The sequence below is a fragment of the Senimuribacter intestinalis genome (genome assembly GCF_943192965.1).
Taxonomy (GTDB): domain Bacteria; phylum Bacillota; class Clostridia; order Peptostreptococcales; family Anaerovoracaceae; genus Senimuribacter; species Senimuribacter intestinalis.
The window spans coordinates 1-25,668 of sequence record NZ_CALPCF010000018.1; the positions used below are offsets into that span (position 1 = coordinate 1).

Below are 25,668 nucleotides of genomic sequence, written 5' to 3' on the forward strand. Positions count from 1 at the left end.
ACCCTCAGATTTGGCGCTTACCTACAAGGTTATTTTGTCCTTGATTTATGCGGATTTATTGGCGTTGAAGTGGCGGGGTAAGGGTTTTATATGTCTCCCCTTAAAAATGACGTTCTATTGCGTAACATATATCTGGCAAATTATTGACAAAATATGCATAAGTATAGCATAATATTACTAATCTAATAAGCGGAGGGAAACAAAATGTTTTTTACAGAAAAATTCCAAGTAAGTAGTGACGCATTAAAGTCATATGGCGCTGTTGATATTTCTCTAATATGTGACGTCCCATTATTTGTTGACCCTATGCTGATTTTTAACAGCAATAATGAGAGATATACTGAATTACATAACAATATTATTCATTATTTTTATTTTTTATATACCAAAGCCACACAAGGGCTTACCCCTAAAGAAATTGACGCGTGGTTCAACTTTAGTGAAGTTCCAAATAACTGGTTAGGATATTCACTGTATGGAAATAAAGGATTAGCTCTAGGGAAAAAATATGCCAATTTTTTATATGATAATATAGCATTTGCGGTAGATTCACATAGTATATCTAAATCCACACATATAGAAAAAGTAATGCTCTTATATGAAGGCAGTGGAAAGGATAAAATCAGTGATTTGACTGTAAATTTAATAAAAGGTTTTCTTTGTGAGTATACAGAAACATTTGCCTTAAAATATATCAAAAAAGAGTTCCTTGAAACATTTCCTGTAGACAAGGCTTATTTTAACTATGATACAGAAAGTTTTGTTAGTAAAGAATTTATTCTGCCATACATCTACAATGAAGACAATAAAAAAGAATATGTCATTTTAACTCCATATGATATTTTAAGAGAGGACGAGCCAGCAATAAATAAAAAGGATTTTTTGAATAGTTATGACCGCATCCGTACAGTGATAGAAAATGATTCCTTAAGGGCTTATTTAAATAATTACATTGGTTTAGCTGTTAGGAGATATGAAGAAAATCAGCGAAAAAACAAAAGACCAATAAAAGAAAAGTCTATTGTAAAAATTGAAAAACAAGCATTTCAAGAAGTGGTAAGAGAATATCCAGAGCTTTATGATTACTATATTAAATTAAAAGAAACGGATACTGATGAAATACGTTTACAGTGCCAGGACGAGTTAGATACACAATTAAAGAAATTGTTTGTTGCATCAAAAAATATGATTACACTTTTTGAAAGCAAAAATTATCCCCAAAACGAAATGTTGACAGCAAGAGAGGAAGCAAAACAACGATTAAAATTTTTTAAGCATATTATTGAGGATTGTGATGGCTACAAAAATTTATATGTAAAAGGCGTTCAGATAGCCCAAGAGAATGATTTACAGAGGCTTTTCCGATTTGTTTGGTATGGAACAACTTACAAGGTAGATGCGGAATCGAATAATGGAAGAGGACAAACCGATTTTATTATTTCTAAAGGACAAGCTAATCAAAATATTGTTGAGTTTAAGTTGGCAAGTAATTCTAAATTAGCCCATGTATTTACGCAGGTAAAAATTTATGAGGCGGCAAATTGTGCAGACGGAAGCTTAATTGTAATATTCTACTTTTCAGAAGAAGAACAAGTTTATTCTGAAAAGGTAATTAAGGATGCAGGATATGAAGATATGATTGATGACGCTATTTTTCTAATTGATTGTAGAAATGATAATAAAATTTCTGCTTCAAAAGCATAGCCAATGATAAAAGAAGGGAGCAACCACATATTTACCATAGTGGTTGCTTCCCTCTTTTGCATACTGTTTGTCAGCGTTGATGATATGTTGTTGTGAATACTTCCTTATCACCATAAAACTAATACTAAACTGGATTGCTGTTTTGGTAGAGCATCGTTTGTTTCCTATTAAAACGCCTGTAGCTGGTCGGGCAAAGAAATACTTGATTGAGAACTTTGGCATCAATGTAAATGCATTTGATTTGATTATCGGATATCGTGCAGATGATTCTTACTTTGATTATGCGCAGCTTCTTCTTAATAATGGTCTCACGGTGGAGCAGCTTGCTTACGCTATGCAGCTTGGAAAGTTAGGCGAGCAGATTGTGATTAAATCAAGATTAGCCTTTTCTAATTTGATGTATAAAGGATTTAGCGCCGCTGAAAAAGATCAATATTATGTCCTTCGCAAAGCAAGAAATGATGAGGCAAATCAGCTATATTTAGAAATGCTTGAGAAAGAAAAGGACGGACTTTATATTCAGGATATTATGAGAGGAGGCATTAAAAACGATGACCCACGCATACCGAGAAATATATCTAAGTAATGCCCAGTCAGTACTTGGCGACGCCTTTGATTACGCAGTAAACACTTGCGGCATTAGCGGAAATGATTTTGTGAATCTGTTTATTGTGAGTTCTGTCAGCAAGAGAATGGAAAATGGAGAGCCTGCTTGTCTCACGGGGAAAAGCGGCATAGAAATCGCAAGAGAGGTTGTCCTGGAAACAAAGGGACAGGAACTTCAAAAGGCCCCGCAGGAACGTTTTGGACGTTCAAAGGAGTATTGGATTGGATGGGCAGTTGCCTACTACCAATGGGCTTCTGGCAGAAGATACAGCGAAATCTTTAGCGTTAATACCTTTGAGGACTTGCAGAAAATGTACGATACCCTTCATGAGGCGGATGTAACGAAATTCGCTGATATTGTAAATGTACGAATGAAAGAGTATTATTTTGAAACCAATTTGAAACGGATTCGTACAATTTATGGACTTACGCAGGCAGAGTTAGCGGAGCGTGCCGGTGTTACCCTGCGTTCTATCCAAATGTATGAGCAGAGGAATAAAAACATTAATAAGGCAAGTGTGGATACGGTGTATAAACTTGCAAAAACGCTTGGATGTACAATAGAGGACCTGATTGAGAAATGATTTTGAGAATCCTTACGGAAAAGAAGGACGTGCGGATATCGGTGCAGGCACATCATTCTTTTGTTGACGGCATACATGTCGGGAAATTTGAGGAAAGATTACAAGCGCATTTGAACGGGAAGATATAATAAAATGAAAAAATATAAAAAGAAAGACATAGAAGTTGCCCTCAAACAGATTGCAGAGAGTATCGCATACTGTAGAGCTCAGTTGGAAAATTTAATCAGGGATACACAAGAGTACCTCGAGTTTAGTAATAAAATAGAGGCTTTGCAAATTTCGGAAACCTTGGTGAAAGGTGGCGATGGTACCCAATATAGTTTGAAGGACTTGAGAAAATCCATTAATCTGGCAATGGTGGCTATTAATGATGCATTAGAGGAAGACTGCAATTTAACAAAAGAAATAGCAACGGCATTTGTTTCTGAGGAACTGTGTACGAGACTAATCAGAAAAGCCCAAGAGGAAGCTGTGCAGTGTAAGAAGGAACTGGAAAAGCTAAAAATGAAGTATGAAAAAGATTTTGATTTGTGGAGTTATGAAAAAGGACTTCATGTTGTTGCTCACAAGTATCATGAGAATTTTAGTATAAGCACGCTGTTTTCAAATACTGGGGAAGAATTATTTCGTGAAGGCAAAAAGGAAGAGGGCATGGCTTTCATTAAGGCAGCAATGAAAGATTTTGATGATATTTCTGATGAGATAACGTTATACCTTCTAGCGGGACAATATTATATCGAACATGGTGAAATTCAGGAGGGAAAAGAGTATCTGTTAAAACTCTGCACGGAAACTGCCGAGAATTATGAGGAAGCGATTGCGTCTCGCGGCCTGACTGATGTTTGGGAAGCGTATTGCTATTTGGTTGAGGAACAGATTGAAATGTCTGAAAAGCCAAATCAGCCAAAACCTATTGAGCAATGCACAATGCTTATTGGGGATATATTAAAATTACCAGAAGACAAAATGATTATTGCATTATCTGAACATTTAGATGAAAGAACTAGATACGGGGACAATCTCTCACATTTGAACCAATGGGAGAGAAATATCTATGACGTAATCACTCTGAGCGGCGAAGTGAATTCAGGGGGCTTTGATTTTTATTTGACGCATCACTGCCAGCGCTTTAATCAAGTGCGAAAAGCCCTGCTGGCTATGGGTGCTGTGAGCATGGTGCAGTTGTTAGATGATGTACAGGAAAAGTTTCCTACACAAAAAATACCAAGCAGTATGCGTCAAATTGAGGATGTTCTGGAAGAGATGACCATGCGAGGAATTGATTTTGAAAAAGAGGATATGCGTTATTATGACGCAGAAGAGGAAAATTTGATGGAAAAACTATATTTGTATATTGAGACAAATAGGAAAAAGCTTCGGTAGTTGGATTTAAAATAAAAAATTAAAGAACTGTTCGTTTTAGAGTGTGGCAAATCAAAATGAAATTTTCCTTTTCGGACAGCCAAAGTCTAACGGAATGGTAAGAGAGACAGAACTTTGACGTATTGAACAGATAATCAAACCGGAGGTATATATGAAACGAAACCCGATAAAACTGGACATCGAAGTATATCCTGAAGCAGTGACAAATTACATGAAGGATGCTGCGCTTTACGACAGCAGCTGTTCACCTCAGGCGAAGGTGATTTTTATCGATAGGGACGACGGCTATTTTCTGAAAGAGTCTGCGGCAGGAACGCTGAAGACAGAAGCGCAGATGACAGCGTATATGCACTCTTTGAAGCTGTCTGAAGAGGTGCTGTATTATGATACGTTTCATGGAAAGGATTACCTTCTGAGCCGGCAGGTGCAGGGCGAGGATTGTACTCATCCGGATTATTTGTCAGAGCCTGAAAGGCTTTGCGATACTATGGCGCTGCAGCTTCGAAGACTGCATGAAACGGACGGGAAAGGCTGTCCGGTGCAGAATAGAATTACGACGTATATGGAGGTCGTAAAGTGTGGACTTGACGGAAAAAGTTTTGAGCCGGATTTGTTCAAGGGAATTTGGCAGTTTGACTCCTTTGAAGATGCAAGACGCGCTGCCGAGGAGGGCATGCCCCTTTTAAAGAAAGAGGTTCTGATTCATGGGGATTATTGCCTGCCCAATATTATCCTGAACAATTGGGAGTTTTCAGGGTATATTGACCTTGACTGCGGCGGCATTGGAGACCGGCACATTGATGTACTTTGGGGAATCTGGACTCTGAACTATAATCTTGGGACGGCCCAGTACACGGAGCGTTTTATAGATGGTTACGGCAAGGATTTGATTGAGCCCGAAAAATTGAGAATGATTGCCGCTATGGAAATGATTGGAGGGTAACATCGAAAAAGTACACTTCGTCAGATAAAAAGGCTGCTATAAAAGAGGTGTTTTACACATTGCACAGTGGCATTTTGTGAAGTATAATAATATCAAATCAATTGGAAGGGAGGCGAACTGCTTGAAATCATTATCAGGTTATCTGATGTCAGAGGATAGAAGAATCGCCACAATTGAAAATGGAGAGATTGTTGCGGCTGACGATGCCTTGCTGCCGCTCTATTTAAAAAGGACAAGGAACATAGAGGGTTGGCTGGCAAGCCGTGCAATCGACACGCATAGGGCAAATTCACGCCTTCTGAAAAAAGTACTTCGCTTGCGCACAGCTGATGATGCGGAGACGGCGCTGTCGGTCAACGGTGCAACGATCACGGATACCTATTGGATTTGTCCTGCGGGTCAGTCGCTGAATTACGCGGATATTTGCTTTAAAGAAAATTATTTCGATGGACTTGCCCTCTGTGGTGACCCTAATAGCTTTTCGCTGAAACCGTCCAGAACGCCGGAACTTACTAATATAGGCAGTTATGAAAAGTGCTGGCGGCAAAAGGATGGCGTTTGGTGGCTTTACAAAGCAGGCACAATTCAGGAATACTTTTCAGAGCTGTTCATCTGCAGGCTGGGCATAGCGATGGATTTTTCTATGGCGTATTATGAGATGGACGGAGATTATATCAGAACCAAAGACTTTACAGAGGGTGCTAAAGTGAACTTTGAAACTGCTGACGGTTTTATGGGTGATGATGACGATTACAGCAGATGTTATGACCAGTTGTGCGAGATGGGTCCTGATTTGAGAGCGGACTACCTGAAGATCCTATGGCTGGACACGCTTTGCTTTAACATGGATCGCCACACAAAGAATTTTGGTCTGCTGAGAGAACAGGTTACCGGTAAAATTTTAAAAATGGCGCCGAACTATGATAATAATATTGCATTGATTTCCAGAGGATACAGTAAGGATGTTACGCGCAGCACTGATGGACTGATTCGATTCTTCCGTGAGTTTGTAGATGAAAATCCGGGCGCAAGGAAACTGCTTGGCGAAATGGTTCAGAATGGTGAAATTCCAATCGTAACAGAGGAAATGATTTTGCGGGTCTTTGCGGAAACAGATGCACAGCTGCTTGAGGCAGTAATTAATGAAACTTACGTGCGGGAATTTATAATGAATGGACAGGCACAGTTGTTGGATATGCTGAGAAATTCTTAAAGCAGCAGTAATAAAGCGGAAGGGAAAGAGATGAATTTAAGTATACCCCGGAGGATAGTAAAAGTTTCAAAGTATCCTCTTTTCCATGGGCAATACAGCGAGAGTGGTGAGGGTGCAATCGCTTGGGCAGGCAGTCGTCCCAATATTTTGAATGTAGCAGTTACAAGAGCAAAACAACGGCTTTACATCGTGGGAGATAAGGATAAATGGACAAGAGAGCGATATTCTAAGATTGCTTATAAATTTGTGAAAGGTAGTCCGGCCGCACTCCTGCAGAGTGTAAGTAACCCTCCCTCCTTGGGTCGTCCGTTCTTTGTGCATAAAACATTTTAAGGAGGAACTTTTATGGACAAGGTATCGGGAAAACTGACTGTATTCTTTGAGGAACCCTTTTGGGTGGGCGTCTTTGAGCGCATAGATAGGAACAGGCTGTCGGTGTGCAAAGTGACCTTCGGCGCGGAGCCGAAAAGCTGCGAAGTATACGAGTTTGTGCTAAAGAATTACAATCAGCTGCGATTCAGTCCGGCTGTGGAGACGGCGATAAAAAAGACCAGCCGCAATCCAAAGAGACTACAAAGGGAAGCACACAAACAGATGCAGAGCCAGGGTGTCGGAACAAAATCTCAGCAGGCTTTGAAGCTGCAGCATGAGCAGATGAAGGCAGAGCGTAAGCAGCAAAGTCTGGCTCAGAAGGAAGCTGAGAAAAAGCAGCAGTTCGCATTGAAACAGCAAAAAAAGAAAGAAAAACATAGAGGCAGGTGACTGTCTCTATGTTTTATTGCAAGAGAAAATAAAAACCGCAAAAAATGTTAGGCTTTTGTTACGGAACTTTGATATCCTTAAAACAGATTATAAAACAATTTAGAGCGAAAGGAGGCAGCTATAGAAAATGAACCGCAAGATATTAAACTGCTGCCTGCAATATATTGAAAGAAATTTAAAGGAACCGCTAAGTCTGGTGGCAATTGCAGAACACGCAGGTTATTCCGCATATCATTTTTCCAGACTGTTTCAAGAAGAAATGCGATGTACCGTTATGGAATATGTACGGAAAAGGCGTTTGTATAAAGCGGCAGAGGAAATTCTTAATGGAAAGAAAATTATTGATGCCGCTTGTGAGTATGGCTGGGAATCGCCAAACAGTTTTGCGAGAGCATTTAAGCAAGAATATGGTTTTGCGCCATCGCTTCTAAAGGCAATAAAACTAGGATTAGTGTTAGAAAAAGGAGAAGGGGAAACGAAAATGATCACATGTAAGAACATAAGTCAAACCGTAACAAAAGAGCAGTTAATAGAAATTTTAACAGAGACGATGAATGAAAAGGAAATTGATTATAGTTACAAAGAACTGGAGAAAATGTTTATGCTGAGTTGTCGGTCTTATGACGGTATGAAAAGATATTCCGGTGTCGAATACATCACCCATCCACTGCATGTGGCGATTTTACTGGCAGACTTAGAAGCCGAAGAGAAGCTGATTTATGGAGGCATGTTCTGTGATGTATTGAAGAAGACAGCGGGCAAGGTGCAGTACCTGGAAAAGGAACTTCCAAAAGATGTATGGGACTTAGTGAGAAGGGTTAACGACTGTGAAAGCATATGCGACAAAACGGACTCAGATGTGCTGCTGATAAAATTAGCAGAGCGGCTTCACAATATGAGAACCATTGAATTTTTAACACAGAACCAAATTGAAAGGAGAGCGCGAGAAACGCTTAACCTTTTTATGCCTATGGCAAGAAAATTAGGGAATCAAAAGATTGTTTCTGAGCTGAATGATTTGGTGATGAAATTTATGTAGTGAGGCTATAGCTACTGCGACAATTCGTTTTATGTAATCTTAAAAGAGAGATATAAGCCGGTATAGGGAAATGACCAGCCATATCTCTCTTTTTGGCTATTTTTACAATACCTCCTAGAAGTGCAGAAAACGCAGCCCGCTTCAAAGTGGCTGTACCACAGCAATCTGCACGCCTGCACCTTTGAGGGTGAAATTGAGGTTCAAGGAAGTGTCCACCTGCGCTGCATGGGTGGAGGTATAAGGCTGCGTACATAGCAGCTGATGCCAATGATTGCCCAGAGGACTCTGCTTGGGAAAGCCCAGCTGAGCCATATAGCTGAAGATGGAATTTTCATTAGTCAGAGAAAATCTGATCACTGTATATTTTCCTGATGGAAGGGAAAGGTTGAAATCCAGACTGAGTTCATCGACAAAGGCACTGATGATTTCATTGGTTTCATGAATGGTTGCATTTCGCTGGCATAAATTTTCCATCTCATCATTATAGTTGAAAGCAGTCAGGACATAGGCATAACTATCCTGCAGTGTGGTTTTTACAACAGAGTGATATTTGCTCCAGGAGATCAGGTCCCCTTTGACCGTAGAAAGCTGCTGATAGGCATAGAAAGAAGGCTTGCGAATCAGCCCTGAAGTGAGACAAGAGGGAGCGCCTTTCAAGATCGTTTCGATGTCTCCCTGGTCGCGCAGCTTGCATTGGACGAAGGCTTCCTTTGAGAGAAAATATTTTTTGGATAGGTGGATATATGCTGCGATGGAATCATAGCCGAAGGCAGAATCAAATGTCAGCTTGTTTTGCACCAGAATATTTGCGGTATCGCAGTATTTTTCTAATATCGCTTTCAGTCTGCATATTTCGGAAATCGGATCTGTATCTTTGACAGCCAAGCTGATCTTTGCGGGTGCAAGTTCGCGCAGCATAGGAAATAACATGTCGCCCATAAGCTGAAAGTCTTCCAGAGTGATGACGATATCCAGCTTATGATCGATGGACATGATGGAAGGGCTGTCTAGATCAATTTGAACATTTAACTGCATATGATTTACGATAGAGGCGTTGTTTTCCTGTCCGCTGACGGCAGAAAGGCAGCGCTTTGTTATATTGACAGCGTCATTATCAGATAATAGGTCAACCTTGGCAGGTCGATGTTCACTGAGAACGAGAGGGAGATTTTGCTCTCTGTGTATCTGCGGTGAATGACCGAACCATTTTTCGAAAAACTTTTCGTAGTAATAGGTTGTGGAAAAACCGGCATCCTTTCCGATTGCGCTGATGGTTTTCGTCGTTTCTAATAACAAAATTTCCGACAGCTCAACTCGAGCTAGGGAAAGCAGTTCGCGAAATGTGATACCGACATAATCTTTAATCAGATGCGAAATATAGTCGGTACTTAAGTGCTCGACTTCAGACAATTTTTCCAACGTAATCTTATCCGCATGATTTTCGTAGATATAATTGATGATGCGGCTGATTCGCTCTATGATGACGGGGTTGTCGCTTTTAAAATTGACGATGACTTGATCTTCGAAAGTGAAAAGGTTGAAATTTTCGTTCAAGTATTTAATGACGTCAATCATCATATAAGTGCATTGATTTTTATAGTTGAAGCTCTTCTGAGAATAATTCAGCAGTATTTGCAGCAGCATCTTACGCAACGCATCTAATTGGAGATACAAGTCGCGGTTGGCGTAGGTGAAATAGCAGCCTTTGTTCATTGCAGGAAAGTACTGTGTAAAAAAGCGGTTGCTGACCTGAATGATAGCGACAATATTTTCCTTTTCTGAAGCGGTAAGTCCGTGTACCTCGTGACCGCTGTTTGTGAAGATGTCTCCTTCTTTTAGGAGATAGTTGCAGTATCCATTTCGCAGCCAGATTTCACCTTTCAGGACGTAGACAAATTCCACATCCTGATGGTAATGAATCGGGTATTCCTCTACCCTGACGATTCTGATATTGATAGGAAAATCGTCCAGATAAGTTGTCTTCTCGTAAAGCACTGCAGCACCTCCTTTGATTCAATTATAGCTTATTTGTAATAAAATTTGCAAATTTAGCTTGACTTATTTTAGCGAAAAAATGAAATTTTATAACGATATAATTATTGTAAAGGCGATTTTTTGTTACTAAAATTGTGAATATCAGAAAATTGTTAAGTTTATTTCGCTCAAAAGTGTTAGGAGGGAAGGATATGTTAACCCCGAGAGTTAAGAGAATGAGGGAGAAGTATTTTGAAACAATTCCTCAAATTACAGCAGAGAGATTGGTATTGGCAACGGAAGCCTATCAGAAGTTTGCTGGTGATGCAGTGCCTGTTTTCAGAGCCAAGGTTGTCAATTATATCATGGAGAATATGACAACGCTGATTATGGACGATGAATTGATTGTGGGAACCGCAACCAACGCATACCGAGGCGCCAATCTGCATCCGGAATTTCAGTCCAGTTCATGGTATATCAGCGATATTGACGAGTTTTCTTCAAGAAGCAAGGATCCGTATTACATTTCGCCGGAGGATAAAGAGACGATTCTCGAAACCCTGAAATACTGGGAAGGAAAGTCCATGGAGGATCTGTCAGATGAAGCCATGCCTGCGAAAATTAAGGAACTTGAGAAGGACGACATCATCTGTGTTGGTCTGGAAAACGGTGTTTCGGGAGAAACTACCTGTGACCATGAGAAGATTTTGACCATAGGTCTCAGAGGATATATGGAAGAGTGCCAGAAAAATATCGACAGCATCATTCCGCAGACTATGGAGGAACAGGCTAAGGTGGACTTCTGGAAAGCTTGTATCATTCAGTGTCAGGGTTTGATTACATATGCGCACAGAATGGCTGAAGAAGCAGAGAGAATGGCTTTTGCATGCGCAGATGAGAAGCGGAAAAAAGAACTTCTGACCATTGCGGAAAACTGCAGAGTCGTTCCGGAAAATCCTCCTAAGACTTTCCAGCAGGCACTTCAGGCTGTGTGGTTCGTACATGTTTACTTTTATATCGAAGTTTGTACAACAGCTTGCGGATTCGGCAGATTTGACCAGTATATGTGGCCTTTCTATGAAAAAGATGTCATAAAAGAAAAGAACATCACTAGAGAAGAAGCACTGGAAATGCTGGAATGCCTTTATCTGAAGACCTGTGAAGTATATGAAGTGAGAGATAACTGGTACGCTACAGCTTTTGCAGGATATCCGATGTGGCAGATTCTGGTCGTAGGCGGGCAGACGCCGGACGGCAAAGATGCTACCAATGACTTGTCTTATCTTTGTCTTGAAGCAGCAGATGATCTTCAGATAAAGCAGCCTGTTATGGCGGTAAGAGTATGGGAAAATACGCCGGAAGATTTAATCCGCTTCGGCTGCAAGATGATTCAGGAAGGACAGGCAAATCCGGGATTTTTCAGCGACGATGCTGGAATAAAAATCAGTCTTGATAAGGGCAGAGGCTGCACTATCGAAGAGGCCAGAGATTGGACTATTGTCGGCTGCACACAGCCTGCTGCGGGCGGCGGTGCTTCAGACGGTTCCCCTGATGCAGGATATGTAAATATGGGAAAAATGATTGAGTTCGTTCTGCATAACGGTGTGGACCCAGCCACCGGCAAACTGATGGGACTTGAAACGGGAGATCCAAGAGAGTTTAAGAATATAGAAGAATTTAAGGATGCACTGAAAAAGCAGATTCTTCATCATTATGATCTGATCAGAACTGGTTACAATCTGATGCAGAGTATTCACATGAACAGATATCCTGTTATTTTCGCCTCCATGGTAACAAAGGGATGTGTGGAAAGCGGAAAATCTGTACAGCACGGTGGCGCCAAGTATTCCACGGCAGGTCTTTACGTTACGGGACCGGCTAACTTGGCGGACAGTATCGCAGCAGTAGAAAAATGCGTATTTGAGGACAAAGACCTCACCATGGATGAATTAATCAAAGCCTGCGATACCAACTTTGAAGGACAGGAAAGACTTCGTCAGCTCCTGCTCAATAAGCCGGAAAAATACGGTAACAATCAGGCGCATGTGGATGGCATCTACAAAGAGATGATGCATTTCATTGCAGAAAATGTGCAGCAGTGGCCGGATGCCAGAGGCGGATATTATGCTTTCGGCATCGACTCCCAGACCATGAATATTCCACATGGTCAGGTGACCGGCGCACTTCCTGATGGAAGACTGGCAGGCGAGCCTTTCTGTGACGCATCTTCTCCAATGATGGGAAGAGATATCAACGGACCGACTGCTACGGTAAAATCCGTTGCCAGTATGACACCGGCTGATCTCCATGAAGGTGCGCTGTACAACCTGCGTTTTGACCCGCATGGCGTACAGGGAGAAGAAGGAAAAGACCTCATAGAAGGTGTGATCAAAACCTATTTTGAAGACGGCGGACAACATATTCAAATCAATGTAGTAGATAATGAAACTTTGAAGAAGGCACAGGAAAAACCTGAAGATTATAAAGGTCTTATGGTTCGTGTTGCTGGTTACATGGCTTATTTTACTGAACTTGATAAGAGCGCGCAGGATGTAATTATTTACAGAACGCCGCACTTGAATCAGCGTTAGTAATCAAGTAGTCAGACTGACAGAAAGGAGGTTTCAATGAGTCATATAGCTGAAAGGGTTCTTGTGGGAAGCCTCCAAAAGTTCTCTGTTGAAGACGGACCGGGCATCCGGACAACGATATTTTTTAAGGGTTGTCCTCTTGACTGCAAATGGTGCCATAATCCTGAATTGATCGATGAAAGACAAGAGCTCATCAAGTCGCAAAATAATTGCATCGGCTGCGGACATTGCGTGAAAGCGTGTCCGCGGGATGCAATAACCATTAGTGCAGAAGAGGGCGTTATCATTGACAGGACAAAGTGTGATTTGTGTCTTGTCTGTGCAAATGAGTGTTATGCAAAAGCACTGCGCCCTGTAGCAAGATTCATGACTGTAGATGAGATTCTGGAGATTGCAGCACAGGATAAAGGGTTTTACGACAAAACCGAAGGCGGAATTACTGTCAGTGGAGGAGAGATCCTTATGCACGCAGGTTTTGTAGGAAGGCTCATCGATGAGGCGGGGAAACTGGGCATCAACGTGTGTGTGGATACCTCTGGATTCGGGGATTCACAGGCGCTTATGGAACTGGCACAGAAGAAAAATGTTACAAACATTCTCTACGATATGAAGTCAATCGATGATGAAATCCATAGAGCGTATACGGGTGTCAGCAACCGGCAGATTCTCGATAATTTGCGGCAGTTGTCAGCGGATCCGGAAATCGTGGATAAGCTGATTATGAGAATGCCGCTCATAAAGGGCGTCAATGACAGCGAGGATATCATTGTGCGTACAGGGGAGTTTTTCAGAGAACTTGGAATCAAGAAAGTCAATCTCCTGCAGTATCACAATCTTGGGATCAGCAAGAAGAGAAATATAGGAGGCGTGCAGGAGGAATTTCTTCCGCCAACAGAGGAGCGGATGAACGAAATAGAAGTTTATTTCAAAAATGAAATAAATCTAAAGGTGGAGATTTTGGGTAGAGTATAAAATTCAATGAAATGAAAAGGAGTAAACACTATGGATGGAACAAATTTAGGCATTCTCACCTTAATCCCTGTGGTGAGTTTCTTTGTCCTGGCGTTTCTGACAAAGAAATGTATTCTCAGTATTGTAGTATCCGGCATTCTTGGATACGCATTATACTATAAAGCGGGATTTTTTATGCCGATGCTGGATGCAATGCTGGACGCATCTTGTGATGGGGACAATAATTATATCGTAATCATTTGTTTGTTATTTGGATGTTTGGTACAGCTTCTCAGAGAGTCAAAGGGTGCGATTGCCGTAGGCGATTTAGCTAGAAAGTATGTCAAGTCGGAAAAGCAAGTGCTATTTTTGACATGGTTATGCGGAATTATAATTTTTATTGACGATTATCTCAGCATTCTTGTTACAGCTAACTGCGTATTAACTTTGTCGGATGAACATAAGACGCCAAGAGAAATGCTTTGCTACATCATCAACACAACTTCGGCGCCTGTATGCCTGATCATACCGATTTCTGCTTGGGTTGTATTCTTCTCCGGCGTATTTGGACAGCAGGCTGAAGCCGCAGTGGTTGGCGATAGTGCAATGGACATTTACTATCATATTATGCCATACTTCTTCTATCCTTTCCTCTGCGTCATCTTCGTACTTCTGGTTATTTTAGGCGTTGTTCCTAAGATGGGCGGTATTAAGAAGGCGTATAAGAGAGTGGAAGAAACTGGACAACTCTGGCCTGAATCAAGTAATTTACAGAATCAGGGAGATGAGCTTGGTGAAGTGATGGGCGCAGCTAGTACCAACAGCGGTAAGGAAGAAAAGGAAATCAAGCCGCACCTTTGGGCTTTTGTAGTACCTATGGCAGTGGTGATCTTCACAACGCTGTGGCTGGATGATATTCTTTACGGTGTAAGTATCGGTATTTTTGCTTGCTTTATTCTCTTCATTCCGACTAGAATTATGACTCTCGGCAAGTTCTGCGACGCTTGTTACAAAGGGCTGGAGGACATGCTCTTCATTGCGGTTGTATTGATTACATCGCTGTTCTACAGAGAGGCCATTAACCTGATTGGTCTGCCACAGTTCCTGATTGATGCAGCAGGTCCGTATATGAGTGCAGCATGGCTTCCGGCAGTTTCCTTTGTACTGATCGGTCTGGTATGCTTTGCAACAGGTAATATCTGGAGTGTGCCTGCTCTGTGTACACCGATTATTCTGCCGCTGGCTGCATCGACCGGTGCGAACATTCCGCTCACTTTGGGCGCAATTATTTCCGCAGCTTGTTTCGGTGCACAGGCTTGCTTCTATTCAGATGTAACCCTGATGTCCGCTTCTGCCTGCAGAATCAATAACGTGGACTATGCGGTTGCGCAGCTTCCATACATTGGAATTGTTACAGCGATTTCCTTTGTGGCTTATGTTATTGCAGGTTTTGTAATGGTGTAAACAAATAGAATGAAATGTAAGAGTCGTCCTTTATGTTGACGGCTCTTTTTTTATTTTTGTGGTATCATAAAATTTGACGATACTGCATCCTTTGATTATAATAATACCAGACAAGAACGTACAAGTAAGGAGACTCATATGCCAACTAAAGTCGGTGTAATTTCGGATACTCATGGACTTTTGCGGCCGGAGGTTTGCGCAGCGCTTTCTGTCTGCGACATGATTATCCACGGTGGTGATATCAATAAGCCGGAGATTATAGAAGAACTGGAGCGCATTGCGCCGCTTTATGTAGTGCGCGGCAATAACGATAAGGAATGGGCGGAGCATTTGCCTGCATCCTTAACTTTTACAATCGAAGACTGTAAGTTTTTCCTGATTCACAATAAGAAAGAAGTGCTGGGAAAGCCAGAGGCGCTGGCAGGAATTGATGTGGTGATTTACGGACATTCTCACAAGTATGCGCAGGATATGATAGATGGCAGACTTTGGCTTAATCCGGGCAGCTGCGGCAAGCGGCGCTTCGATCAGGCGATTACTTTTGCCATTATGGATGTGGATGGAAAGGATATCAACGTAGAAAAGATTACTATTTCGCATAACAACCCAATAAAATAATAGGTATTTAAATGAAGAGAAGCATTTCTTTAACTATGGCGGCAGCGGTTCTGATCATTTGGCTGGGCGCATCGATCAATATGATGATCCGGTATAACATGGACTGGATCGACTATACAAAATACAGCATGGATCTGACGCCTTCCCAAAAAGAGTATTTCAGCAAGGCGCATATTACTTGCGGTGTGCAGTACAATAGACTGCCCATTTCCTTTCTCAACGAGGAACAGCAGAATGACGGGATTTTTATCGATTTTATCAATCTGCTTTCTGTGGAACTGGAAAATGACATGGATATCAAATTGAATCAGGAAAGTGATTTGACTCGGGATTTTGAAACCGGGGCGATTCAGGCTGCCATTGTGGATAAGAGTCAGCTGCCGGCAGAGGACTTTCTTTTTACAGAGCCGCTGTATATCATGCACGGGAAGATACTGGTCAAGGAAAATTCGAGCTTTGATAATATTAATCAGCTTGCCGATGTGAGAATTGCAGTAGAAGAAGGAGAAGAAGATGTTGCAGAGCGGATTGAGGAACTTTACGGCGCCAAAGGCGTCAGCGTGGTCTTTGCAAAGGACTTTCAGCAGTCGCTGGACATGTTGGAAAATGATCGAGTGGCAGCGGTAGCAGGGGATGAGACGAAGCTGTCTTATCTGATTAACCAGCAGCGCAGCAATCGGTATTATAAATTCCTCAAGTATTCTTTTTCCAGAAAAGAGATCTGTGTGGCATTGAACAAAGATAACGAAGGGCTTTTAAACGCTTTTAATAAAGCGGTACTTTCCATGAAAAAGAAAAATCTCATTACCAAGACTCAGAGCAAATGGTTTGGTGCTATGGAGCCGGAGATTACCGACATGACGGAAGTAGATGTGATCTATAACATCGGTTTTTTCTTTATCATATGCGGTGCGGCTTTTACCATATGGAATTTGTCTACAGCGAAGAAGGTAACGGAAAAGACCAGAGAGCTGTTCAACAGCAAGGAACAGCTGCGGTTGATCATAGATACTTTGGACAGGGGGCTGATTATCGCTTCCGGCAGCGGAACGATTTTGGAGGTCAACGATGAGATCTGCAGGATCGCAGGCTGCAGCAAGAGGGAACTTTTGAAGAGCGATATTCATACCAACAAGTGGGTCATGCCTTATTTGCAGCAGGAGGACGAGACTGTCTACAAGCTGAAGGAACACTACTATATGAAGAATACCATGGATCTCAACGAAGGGGATAAAAAACTTTACATTGTGGAAGAGTGGACCCAGCGGTATATCAATGAGCGACGAAACATTCAGGAGGAAAAGATGATTGCGGTGGGGCAGCTTTCAGCAGGGCTTGCTCACGAGATTCGAAATCCTCTGGGGCTGATAAAAAGCTATATGTTCTTGATCCAGGACTTTGTAAAAGGTGAGGACGGCATTCATGCAGTGCGGGTTATTGATGACTCCATCAAGCGGATCAATCGCCTCATCGACAGCTTGCTGAAGTTTTCCAGGCTTTCCGGTGAGGATAATAAGGAAGTGGATATCGGTGAGCTGATCAGCAACATTTTGATTCTGGAAAAGAAACAGATGGACAGCAAGGATATTGATGTGACATTTTCTTTGAATGGAGAAAAGGCGAAGCCGGTGCTGCTTAATGAGGATCTTTTAAAGATTACTATGATCAATCTTTTGAATAATAGTATTGACGCACTCGCGGAGGTAGAGCGCAAGCGAAAAATTGAGATTCGTGTCACAATCTGGGAAAGGACGGTAAATATCGTATTTCGTGACAACGGATGCGGTATCGAAAGTGAAAGGCTTTCGGAAATTTTCAATCCGTTTTATACCAGCAAAGAGAGGGGAACCGGTCTTGGACTTTACCTGGTGCATTCTCAGCTGGAGCAGGCGGGGGGTGCGATTCGCGCAGAAAGTGTGCAGGGAGAAGGCTCTGTGTTTTATGTAGAAATTCCCGTTAAAATGGCTTAAAGTAGGAGGAAGAATATGAAGACAGGATACAATATTTTAATTGTTGATGATGAGTTTGAATATCAGAAAGTGGTGTCTATGATTTTAAGCCGGAAAGGATATCAGACCAGTACCTGTTCCAACGGGAAAGAAGCGTTGGCATATCTTAAGGATCATGAGGTCAATCTGGTGATTACCGATTTGCGCATGCCGGAGCTTTCCGGGGAAGAGCTGATTCGTACCTTGACCGCTGAAAACGAGGACATCGATATTATCGTCATGACGGCTTATGGATCCATTGAAAGTGCGGTGGATTCTATCAAATACGGCGCAAAGGACTATTTTGTCAAGAGCAGCGATCTGGAGGAACTGATTATGAAGGTAGAGCGGCTGGCGAAGCTGAAGCGCCTGGCGGAAAAGAGCGATATTCTCCTTCGGAACCAATACGAAGAAAACGTATTCCTGGAGTCCAAGAATCCGCAGTATTTGCGGCTTCTGGAACTTTGTGACAGGACCGCAGACACCAATATCAATGTGCTTTTACTGGGAGAGTCCGGTGTAGGAAAGGAAGTTTTTGCCAACTATATTCATAGCAAGGGGAGCCGAAGAAAGGAGCCTTTTGTGCCGATCAACTGTCAAAGCCTGCCGGAAAGTGTCATTGAGTCAGAGCTGTTTGGGCACGAGAAGGGCAGCTTTACCGGCGCTGTGGCGAAACGAGTCGGAAAATTTGAAGAAGCCAACTTTGGCACATTATTTTTGGATGAAATCGGAGATCTGCCTCTGGGCATGCAGGGAAAACTGCTCAGAGTACTGGAGAGCAGAAAGATTGAACGGATCGGGAGCAATAAGTCAATCGATCTGGACGTGCGGCTGATCTGCGCTACTAATAAATCCCTGGAAGAAGAAATTGCAGCAGGTAAGTTCAGGGAGGATCTGCTTTACCGAATCAACACCTTGACTTTAATTATTCCGCCTATTCGTCAGAGAAAAGAGGATCTGGAGGGGCTTATAGAGTTTTTTATCAGAAAGACGGAAGCGGAACAAAAGAAGAAAATCGAACATATTGACGGGCAGGTCATGTCTATGCTGCTGGGATACGACTATCCGGGCAACGTGCGGGAACTGAAGAATATCATTGAGCGCATGGTGGCGTTAAGCGATGGCGGCAGAATTACCATGGACGATTTGCAGCAGCCTTTGTGCGGAAAACTTCCAAAGGAACCATTATTTATGGGGGAACAGAAAGCTTTGAAAGAGGCTAGAGCGGATTTTGAGAAGTACTATATAGAAAGGGCATTGAAAAGCACAGAAGGCAATGTGACAAAATGTGCTGTGGTCTTAGGGATTACCTCGCGGCAGCTTTGGAATAAGTTAGGCGAATATGGAATAAATCCGAAAACTGTGAAATAAATTTCATCATGAAAATTATGAACCAGGAAATAAATTTCATACTACACTGGAAATGACAGCAGGTGCAGCGGCGAAATTCCTTGAAAAATGGGGATTTTTGTTTGTGGCACAGTTCTTGCTCTTAAATATACCTGAAATATCTAATTAAAGGAGGAAATTTTATGGGTAAGAAAAGAACCCCAAGGCTTCCTAAGGTTTGGGAAGCACTCGTTCCAATCGTTTTTATGATGGTTATTATTATTTTAAGTACTGTAAAATGGGGCTTGGATCCGCATATGCCAATTATAGCATCCTGTGTTGTGGCGTCCTTGATCGCAGTAAAATGCGGTTACAGCTGGGAGGATATCGCAGCAGGCGCATATGACAGCATTCGCAGAACTGTAGAAGCATTTCTGATTATCATGTGCGTTGGTATGTTGATCGGTTCCTGGGTTTGGTCAGGCACCATGCCGGCTATGGTTTACTATGGTCTTGAAATTATTTCACCGGGCGCATTTTTAGTAGTAGGTGCGATTTTGACTGCTATTGTAGGACTCGCAACGGGGTCTTCCTGGACTGCATCCGGTACGGTAGGCGTGGCTCTGATGGGTATTGCAATGGGTCTTGGCATTAACCCTGCTCTTGCAGCAGGTATGGTAATTTCCGGCGCATACACAGGGGATAAATTATCTCCGTTGTCTGACAGTACTAACGTTGCGGCAGCAGGGGCGGAAACGCCTTTGTATGATCATGTGGCTGCCATGATGACAACAACAATTCCGTCATTTTTGATTTCTCTGGTGCTGTACGGCATCGTGGGCGCTATCGTTATCGACGAATCCGGCTATGACGCTTCTTTGGCGATGGATATTCAAAATGCTATCGCAGATAACTTCTATCTGTCTCCTTGGATTATGCTGCCAGTACTGGTGGTTATCTTCGGTGCAGTAAAGAGGATTCCGGCAATTCCGTCGCTGCTTCTTGCTGCAGTTTGCGGCGGCGCAGTAGCAATGATTGCGCAGGGCGCGACTTTCCCGGAAGTGTTTGGTGGTATGCAGACCGGTTTCAGCATTGAATCCGGCAACGAAGTGACTGACAGCCTGCTCAACAGAGGTGGTATCGACTCCATGATGTGGACGATTTCCTTGATCATGTTCGCCTTGTTCTTTGGCGGCGTACTGGAAAAATGCGGATTTATCGAAGTACTGCTGGGCGGTCTTGTAAGAAGAGTAAAGAGTGTCGGCGGTCTGGTGCTGTGCACTATCGTAACCGGTATTATCTGTGATGTTGTGTTGACTGACCAGTATCTGGCAATTCTGGTGCCTGGCAGAATGTACATGAAAGCCTTTGATGAAAGAGGACTGAGCAGAAGCTTCCTGTCAAGAACCACAGAAGATGGTGCGACTCTCTGGTCACCAATGATTCCATGGAATGGCTGCGGCGCTTATCAGTCTGCAACCTTAGGCGTGTCCAACTGGGCATTTATGCCGTACGCATTTATGAACCTGATTAATCCGGTTCTGGCAATTACAATTTCATATCTCGGCATTGGTATCAAATACAAGGAATATGATGGAAAATCCAGAGCAGAGATTAAGGAATTAAAAGCAAAGAGAAAGGCAGAAAAACGCAATGGATAAAATCAAGGCATATGATGACAGAACAATGCGGAAATCCACAAAGTTTGCAGCAGTCATATTTGGCGCAGGGCTGATTGTGTTCAGCTTCTATTCTACAGTCAAATATTCTGCAATTATCGGTGTGGTGCTGCTTCTTGCGGTGGTTTTCCAAAAGGAAACCTATGTCAGCAAGGAGGGCGTAGTTCTGGCATATGACTTTATCCTGCGCAAGCATAAAATTGTGTGGTCTTTTGAAGAGATTACAGATATTCACATCGAATATGTGGCGGATCCAAATTACGTGGTGCTTCATTTTCTTAGAGATGTCATGTCGCGGAGACTGGTGTTTCAAAAGAGGGAGCTGGAGCAGGTTTTGGAACTTGCTCGCAGTGTGAAACCGGATATTCATATTGAAAATGTGAAGTGATTTTTAAAGTATAAAATTGAAAAAACAGTGGTCGAGGAAGGCCACTGTTTTTTGTGCGTGGATTAGTGAGACGTATTGTGATAGGAAGTGGCACTGCGACGAATTTAGGTAAAAATGTGTAATAACTATTAAAGAATAGCGTAAAAATGTGAAAATATTGATTGATAGACTGCGTAAAAAGTGGCATAATATATAAAAGATAGGAGGAGAGCTTAGCATGGAACGACTTATAATGCGGAAAATGATTGAATGGAAGAATAGCAAGTCCAGAAAGCCGATGATTTTAAAAGGGGCACGGCAGGTTGGAAAGACGTGGATTATGAAAGAGTTTGCAAGGAGATATTTCGGGAATTATGTCTACTTCAATTTTGATGAAGAGGAAGAACTCTCGTCTATCTTTGAGAAGAATAAGAATCCGCAAAGAATTATTGAATTGCTATCGTTAATTTCTGGGGAAAGAGTCGTGCCGGGGGAAAGTTTAATCATACTTGATGAAATTCAGGAATGTCCACAGGCACTAAACAGTCTTAAATATTTTCGTGAAAATGCAAATGAGTACCATGTGATTGTGGCAGGAAGCCTGCTGGGAACTTTGCTTGCGCAGCCGAAATCATATCCGGTTGGGCAGGTGAATCTCTTAGAACTTGGGCCGCTGAATTTTGAGGAATTTTTATTGGCAACGGACGAGGCGCTGTATCATTATTATCAGACCATAGAAAAGGGGCAGCCCATTGAAGAGATTTTTCACCAGAGACTTCTCGACAGCTATCACTATTATTTGATTATTGGGGGAATGCCGGAATGCGTATCATCATGGATTGATAGTAAAGATCCGCAGCAGATTCAAAAAATACAGAGGGAACTACTAGCGATATATGAGAATGACTTTTCCAAACATAATGGAAAAGTAAACAGTGGTCGACTGCTGATGGTTTTTCGGAGTATTGTATCGCAGCTTGCAAAAGTAAACGAAAAATTCATATATGGCGCAGTCCGCACTGGTGGGCGTGCACGAGACTTTGAGGAGGCGATAGAATGGCTGGTATCGGCAGGGATGCTGAATCGGGTCTACAATGTTTCGAAAGCGGAACACCCTTTACCAGCTTTTGATAAGCTGGACTGTTTTAAGCTGTACCTCTTTGATACGGGATTATTAAAATGCATGGCGGGGATAGATAACAGTGCCATTTTGTTAAAGTCAGATTATCAGTTCAAGGGTGCATTGACGGAGAATTTTGTTTTACAGCAGCTGAAAGGACAGTATGAACTGGCGCCTAGGTATTATGGAACACGCTATGGAGAGATAGACTTTCTGCTGCAGGATGGTCAAAATATTATCCCTGTCGAAGTGAAAGGTGGAGCAGATAAGAGTGCACCAACCTTTAAAAAGTATATAGCAGAGGTAAAACCAGTTTCAGCGGTTCGATTTTCGGAAATGGGCTATTTAAAAAATGGAATGATTACCAATGTACCGCTGTATTTGGCAGCTGACCTGAAGAGGGTGCTGTAGAAGTCTGCCTTATTATTGAAGGAATGTTTTGAGAAAGGATACAACAAAAAGATGAATTGCAAGGAATGTGGTGCGGTATTCAGTGATGAAGCTGCTTTCTGTCCAATGTGTGGCAAGCCTGTAGGTATTGGGTAATGGAAATGCTTTGATACAAAAAGCGGAAAATTTAACCATTGAATCGAATAAAAGAGGAAAGAAAGAGTTTGGTGATTGCAGTAGTAATTATTGCAGTGATAGGATTTGCATTAAATTATAGCCGCGTATCGGCAGAATACTACTCTAATATGGTGGACGCATACAACACCATGTTGAATGAATTTGTTGAGGGCGAAGAAGCAGCGGAATTGATTCATGATGTATGGTATAATGCTATTTGGGATTGGAGCAATAAAGATACATATAAATATGTAAAGGGAACTGATGATTTTAATGAGGCTTTGGAAAATTTGTTTGCAGACAAAAATTTTGTAAAAAGAATGGAATCAATTGGAAATAATATGTCAGGAACTTTGAGCTTGATGAAAACGCTGAATCATCCACCAGAACAATACGAGGAGGCTTATCAAGACCTGAAGGCATTATATGATTTTTATTTTGATTATAGATTATTAGCAACGAATCCTAAAGGTAGAACTATTATGGAGTTTACGGAAGAATATAACGATTTGGAACAGAAAATTTTAAAGAAAATGGCAGACGTATAACTGCATTTTGATTGACAACACACACAAGGGCGCCGGTAATTCTGCCGGCACCCTTGCTGCTGGAAGGGTACTTTTCCTAAGAGGAAAAGTCTCGAAAGAAAGTATTATGTAAATGAACTTAACTGCTTTGATCACTTCTGTCGAAAATAATCTTCTATTGCATCTGCAACCTGTTTCATTTCGGGAATGCCGTATCTTTGGTCGCACTGCAGCATCAGATTGTGTGCGGATAGATACTGCGCGTCCTCGCCCGGCGTGTAATACTCCGTTGGCAGAATCCACTGAATTTCCGGGATAATATTGTGCTGAACCAGATGCTGATAAAGTCCGTTGCGGTCATCAGCTAAAATAGTCAGCCCAAAAGGAACGCAGTCACCATCTTCACCGATATCCCTGCTGAGCATGGTAAGTTCCGGAATTTGAAGAAGTCTGCTATAGAGATAGCGGAAGTTTTCGATACGCCGTCTCATGAGTGCTTGCGCGTCAGTGTCAAAGAAAATTTGTTTCGACTCCTCGGTCATTTTCCTCGGGGTCAAATTGACATAGCGGCTGGCGTTAGCTTCTTTTTCGCAAGCTAGATAAGATTCTTTTTCTAACTCCGGATTCGACGCATACAGCGGTCGCATGACTGAAATCAAAAGTTCTTTATATACGCTTTCGTCATAAGCGCTGGCAAGGGCTGGAACTGAATCACGGCTTGCATCTTCAAACACGTCATTTCTAATGGCGCAAATGCCGCCGTCGGTCATTGGAAACCATTTTCTAGTGCTGCCGACGATGTAGTCGCCAAAACCCATGCGGCGAAAAGCCGAATCCTTCGACGTCTTAGAAAAGAGAGCCTGCGTGATGTCCTCCATAATTAGCAGATTGTGCACCTTTGCAAGCTGACAGAGATATTTTACGGTATCCGAAGGCTGCGGCATGCTGAAGTAGTGAATTACATAAATCATGCCGACAGTTTCGTCCAGCTTAGACTCCAGATCTGCAAGGTCGATTTCCAGATCCTTTGTGACCCGATAGAAATCGTAAGAAAGTCCTTCCCAGCGGACGGCGCTGATGATGGAAAGGCATAGATAGTCGGGAAGAAGCACTTTTTTTCCTTTCATTTTATCTGCGCAATGCTCCATGGCATAAACCGAAGCAGTACGTCCGTTATTGGTATAAACCTTGTGCGTATATTGAGAACTTTTGCTTGCCGAACAGTCCAGCCGCAGTGCAAAATCATTGTTTTTCGGGCGCTCCATAAGCAGCGCACCGTCAACGCTGTAAAATCCTCCGATTAACATGACTTAGTCCTCACAAACGGGATAAACAGGGATATCATCGCGTTTTAAAAATGCGGTCAGGCAATGAACGGAGCCGCCGCCTTTTTTGATTTCGTCAAGGTCCAGCTCGATGACTTCGATACCTTTCTTGTTCAAAAGTTCCACAGTGCGCGGAGATCCCTTTGGCATGATAATCTTGCCCGGCTCCAGTGCGACGGAGTTTGCGGCAAAATTAATCTTTTCTTCAAAAGTCGGAATTTCTACAAATTCAAATCCCCGCTTTTCCAGCTCTTCATAGATGATATCCGGTGTGATATATGGATATGTTACGGCAACATTGGTATCTACGATGGATAGGAAGCCATCCAGGTGGTTTTGGTTTCTGGCGATGCTGAGGGTGATGACATTTTTTACGCCCATGTGATGAAAGGTGTCTGCAACCTGCGCCAGTCCTTCTTTGTTGCAGCGGCTTCCAGTTCCTACGAAGACCGTTTCTCGGTCTACCCAAGTAGCGCAGGCGCCGTCAAAGATTCCGTTTCCATGGATGGTTTTGACGATGGGAACGCCGTGCTTAGAAACTTCCTGCGCAGCATATTTTACTTCGTTGTGGCGAATTTTAATTCCGGGTCTTGTTACGATGACGCCCTCCGGTGTGCCCAGTACTAAATCGTGGCAGTACATGGCGTTAGGGCAGCCTGGATCAGTTTCGTCGATATTGTAGACTGTAATGCCGTGATCGCGATAGACCTGTACCAACTGATCGTGTTCCCAGCGGGCTTTATCCACATCGATAAAATCACGGAAATAAATCGCAGACGGATCTGTGATGTTTTCAATTTCTTTGCCCGGACGATGAACGAGTACGGTGCGCAGTTTTCCGATTTCGGAAGTGACACTGAAATTGTCGCCCCAGACAGTGGGCATATCTTCATAAAATGTATTGAACTTTTCCATAAAAGTGAGTCTCCTTTTT

The 25,668-nt window shown here is 42.4% G+C and carries 23 protein-coding genes; 20 read left to right on the forward strand and 3 right to left on the reverse strand.

Translation table 11 applies throughout. The features are described 5' to 3' along the window. Positions 1 to 204 precede the first annotated feature (204 nt). The 9 genes from NFR88_RS13070 (at position 205) to NFR88_RS13110 (ending at position 8,234) form a co-directional block, all read left to right on the forward strand. Complete coding sequence (locus NFR88_RS13070; RefSeq protein WP_251616572.1) at positions 205 to 1,704, forward strand: hypothetical protein; 1,500 nt, start codon at positions 205 to 207, stop codon at positions 1,702 to 1,704. A 79-nt stretch (positions 1,705 to 1,783) separates the two neighbouring features. Then, positions 1,784 to 2,290, forward strand: a complete 507-nt coding sequence (locus tag NFR88_RS13075; protein WP_285813890.1) for a DUF3990 domain-containing protein — start codon at positions 1,784 to 1,786, stop codon at positions 2,288 to 2,290. Further along, entirely contained in the window at positions 2,256 to 2,894 is a 639-nt protein-coding gene (locus NFR88_RS13080) for a helix-turn-helix transcriptional regulator (protein WP_251616577.1), read from the forward strand. The genes NFR88_RS13075 and NFR88_RS13080 overlap by 35 nt, the downstream gene beginning before the upstream one ends. Positions 2,895 to 3,026: 132 nt before the next feature. Continuing rightward, positions 3,027 to 4,277, forward strand: coding sequence for a DMP19 family protein (locus NFR88_RS13085; protein WP_160203137.1), 1,251 nt, complete (start codon positions 3,027 to 3,029; stop codon positions 4,275 to 4,277). A gap of 151 nt (positions 4,278 to 4,428) precedes the next feature. Next, on the forward strand, positions 4,429 to 5,220 hold the full coding sequence (locus tag NFR88_RS13090; RefSeq protein ID WP_251616580.1) for an aminoglycoside 3'-phosphotransferase: 792 nt from the start codon (positions 4,429 to 4,431) through the stop codon (positions 5,218 to 5,220). A 121-nt stretch (positions 5,221 to 5,341) separates the two neighbouring features. After that, complete coding sequence (locus NFR88_RS13095; protein WP_251616583.1) at positions 5,342 to 6,433, forward strand: hypothetical protein; 1,092 nt, start codon at positions 5,342 to 5,344, stop codon at positions 6,431 to 6,433. A gap of 30 nt (positions 6,434 to 6,463) precedes the next feature. After that, positions 6,464 to 6,766, forward strand: coding sequence for a hypothetical protein (locus tag NFR88_RS13100; protein ID WP_251616586.1), 303 nt, complete (start codon positions 6,464 to 6,466; stop codon positions 6,764 to 6,766). Positions 6,767 to 6,778: 12 nt separating this feature from the next. Further along, entirely contained in the window at positions 6,779 to 7,195 is a 417-nt protein-coding gene (locus NFR88_RS13105) for a YjdF family protein (RefSeq protein ID WP_251616589.1), read from the forward strand. Positions 7,196 to 7,322: 127 nt separating this feature from the next. Beyond that, positions 7,323 to 8,234, forward strand: coding sequence for an HD domain-containing protein (locus NFR88_RS13110; protein ID WP_160203142.1), 912 nt, complete (start codon positions 7,323 to 7,325; stop codon positions 8,232 to 8,234). A gap of 141 nt (positions 8,235 to 8,375) precedes the next feature. Here NFR88_RS13110 and NFR88_RS13115 read toward each other — a convergent pair whose 3' ends face one another. Then, positions 8,376 to 10,229 carry a helix-turn-helix domain-containing protein gene (locus NFR88_RS13115; protein ID WP_251616592.1) on the reverse strand — a complete coding sequence of 618 codons (1,854 nt, stop codon included), beginning with the start codon at positions 10,227 to 10,229 and terminating at the stop codon, positions 8,376 to 8,378. Between the two features lie 191 nt (positions 10,230 to 10,420). Between NFR88_RS13115 and NFR88_RS13120 the strand changes: the two genes are divergently transcribed. From NFR88_RS13120 to NFR88_RS13165, 11 genes are all read left to right on the forward strand, one after another. Next, positions 10,421 to 12,799 (forward strand): glycyl radical protein, encoded by a 2,379-nt coding sequence (locus NFR88_RS13120; RefSeq protein WP_251616595.1) that lies wholly within the window; start codon positions 10,421 to 10,423, stop codon positions 12,797 to 12,799. Between the two features lie 36 nt (positions 12,800 to 12,835). Continuing rightward, positions 12,836 to 13,771, forward strand: a complete 936-nt coding sequence (locus NFR88_RS13125) for a glycyl-radical enzyme activating protein (protein WP_251616599.1) — start codon at positions 12,836 to 12,838, stop codon at positions 13,769 to 13,771. A 30-nt stretch (positions 13,772 to 13,801) separates the two neighbouring features. After that, positions 13,802 to 15,214 (forward strand): Na+/H+ antiporter NhaC family protein, encoded by a 1,413-nt coding sequence (locus tag NFR88_RS13130; RefSeq protein ID WP_251616600.1) that lies wholly within the window; start codon positions 13,802 to 13,804, stop codon positions 15,212 to 15,214. Between the two features lie 138 nt (positions 15,215 to 15,352). Beyond that, positions 15,353 to 15,832: a metallophosphoesterase family protein gene (locus NFR88_RS13135; protein WP_251616602.1), complete on the forward strand. Its 480-nt coding sequence runs from the start codon at positions 15,353 to 15,355 to the stop codon at positions 15,830 to 15,832. A gap of 11 nt (positions 15,833 to 15,843) precedes the next feature. After that, the gene (locus tag NFR88_RS13140; protein ID WP_251616603.1) at positions 15,844 to 17,802 is read left to right on the forward strand and encodes an ATP-binding protein; all 1,959 of its coding nucleotides are present in this window, start codon (positions 15,844 to 15,846) and stop codon (positions 17,800 to 17,802) included. Between the two features lie 15 nt (positions 17,803 to 17,817). Next, the gene (locus NFR88_RS13145; protein ID WP_251616605.1) at positions 17,818 to 19,191 is read left to right on the forward strand and encodes a sigma-54-dependent transcriptional regulator; all 1,374 of its coding nucleotides are present in this window, start codon (positions 17,818 to 17,820) and stop codon (positions 19,189 to 19,191) included. Positions 19,192 to 19,352: 161 nt separating this feature from the next. After that, a complete protein-coding gene (nhaC, locus tag NFR88_RS13150; protein ID WP_251616607.1) occupies positions 19,353 to 20,810 on the forward strand; it encodes a Na+/H+ antiporter NhaC in 1,458 nt (485 codons plus the stop codon). Beyond that, positions 20,803 to 21,216: a hypothetical protein gene (locus NFR88_RS13155; protein WP_160203052.1), complete on the forward strand. Its 414-nt coding sequence runs from the start codon at positions 20,803 to 20,805 to the stop codon at positions 21,214 to 21,216. Before nhaC ends, NFR88_RS13155 begins: the two co-directional genes overlap by 8 nt. A 217-nt stretch (positions 21,217 to 21,433) precedes the next feature. Next, positions 21,434 to 22,726 carry an ATP-binding protein gene (locus NFR88_RS13160; RefSeq protein WP_251616609.1) on the forward strand — a complete coding sequence of 431 codons (1,293 nt, stop codon included), beginning with the start codon at positions 21,434 to 21,436 and terminating at the stop codon, positions 22,724 to 22,726. Between the two features lie 51 nt (positions 22,727 to 22,777). Further along, the gene (locus NFR88_RS15185; protein ID WP_371874475.1) at positions 22,778 to 22,861 is read left to right on the forward strand and encodes a zinc-ribbon domain-containing protein; all 84 of its coding nucleotides are present in this window, start codon (positions 22,778 to 22,780) and stop codon (positions 22,859 to 22,861) included. 38 nt (positions 22,862 to 22,899) lie between these two features. Continuing rightward, on the forward strand, positions 22,900 to 23,430 hold the full coding sequence (locus NFR88_RS13165; protein WP_251616611.1) for a hypothetical protein: 531 nt from the start codon (positions 22,900 to 22,902) through the stop codon (positions 23,428 to 23,430). 131 nt (positions 23,431 to 23,561) lie between these two features. Here NFR88_RS13165 and NFR88_RS13170 read toward each other — a convergent pair whose 3' ends face one another. Both NFR88_RS13170 and NFR88_RS13175 read right to left on the reverse strand, forming a co-directional pair. After that, complete coding sequence (locus tag NFR88_RS13170) at positions 23,562 to 24,716, reverse strand: aminotransferase class I/II-fold pyridoxal phosphate-dependent enzyme (protein ID WP_251616614.1); 1,155 nt, start codon at positions 24,714 to 24,716, stop codon at positions 23,562 to 23,564. 3 nt (positions 24,717 to 24,719) lie between these two features. Next, a complete protein-coding gene (locus tag NFR88_RS13175; protein ID WP_251616617.1) occupies positions 24,720 to 25,649 on the reverse strand; it encodes a dimethylarginine dimethylaminohydrolase family protein in 930 nt (309 codons plus the stop codon). Positions 25,650 to 25,668: the final 19 nt, after the last annotated feature.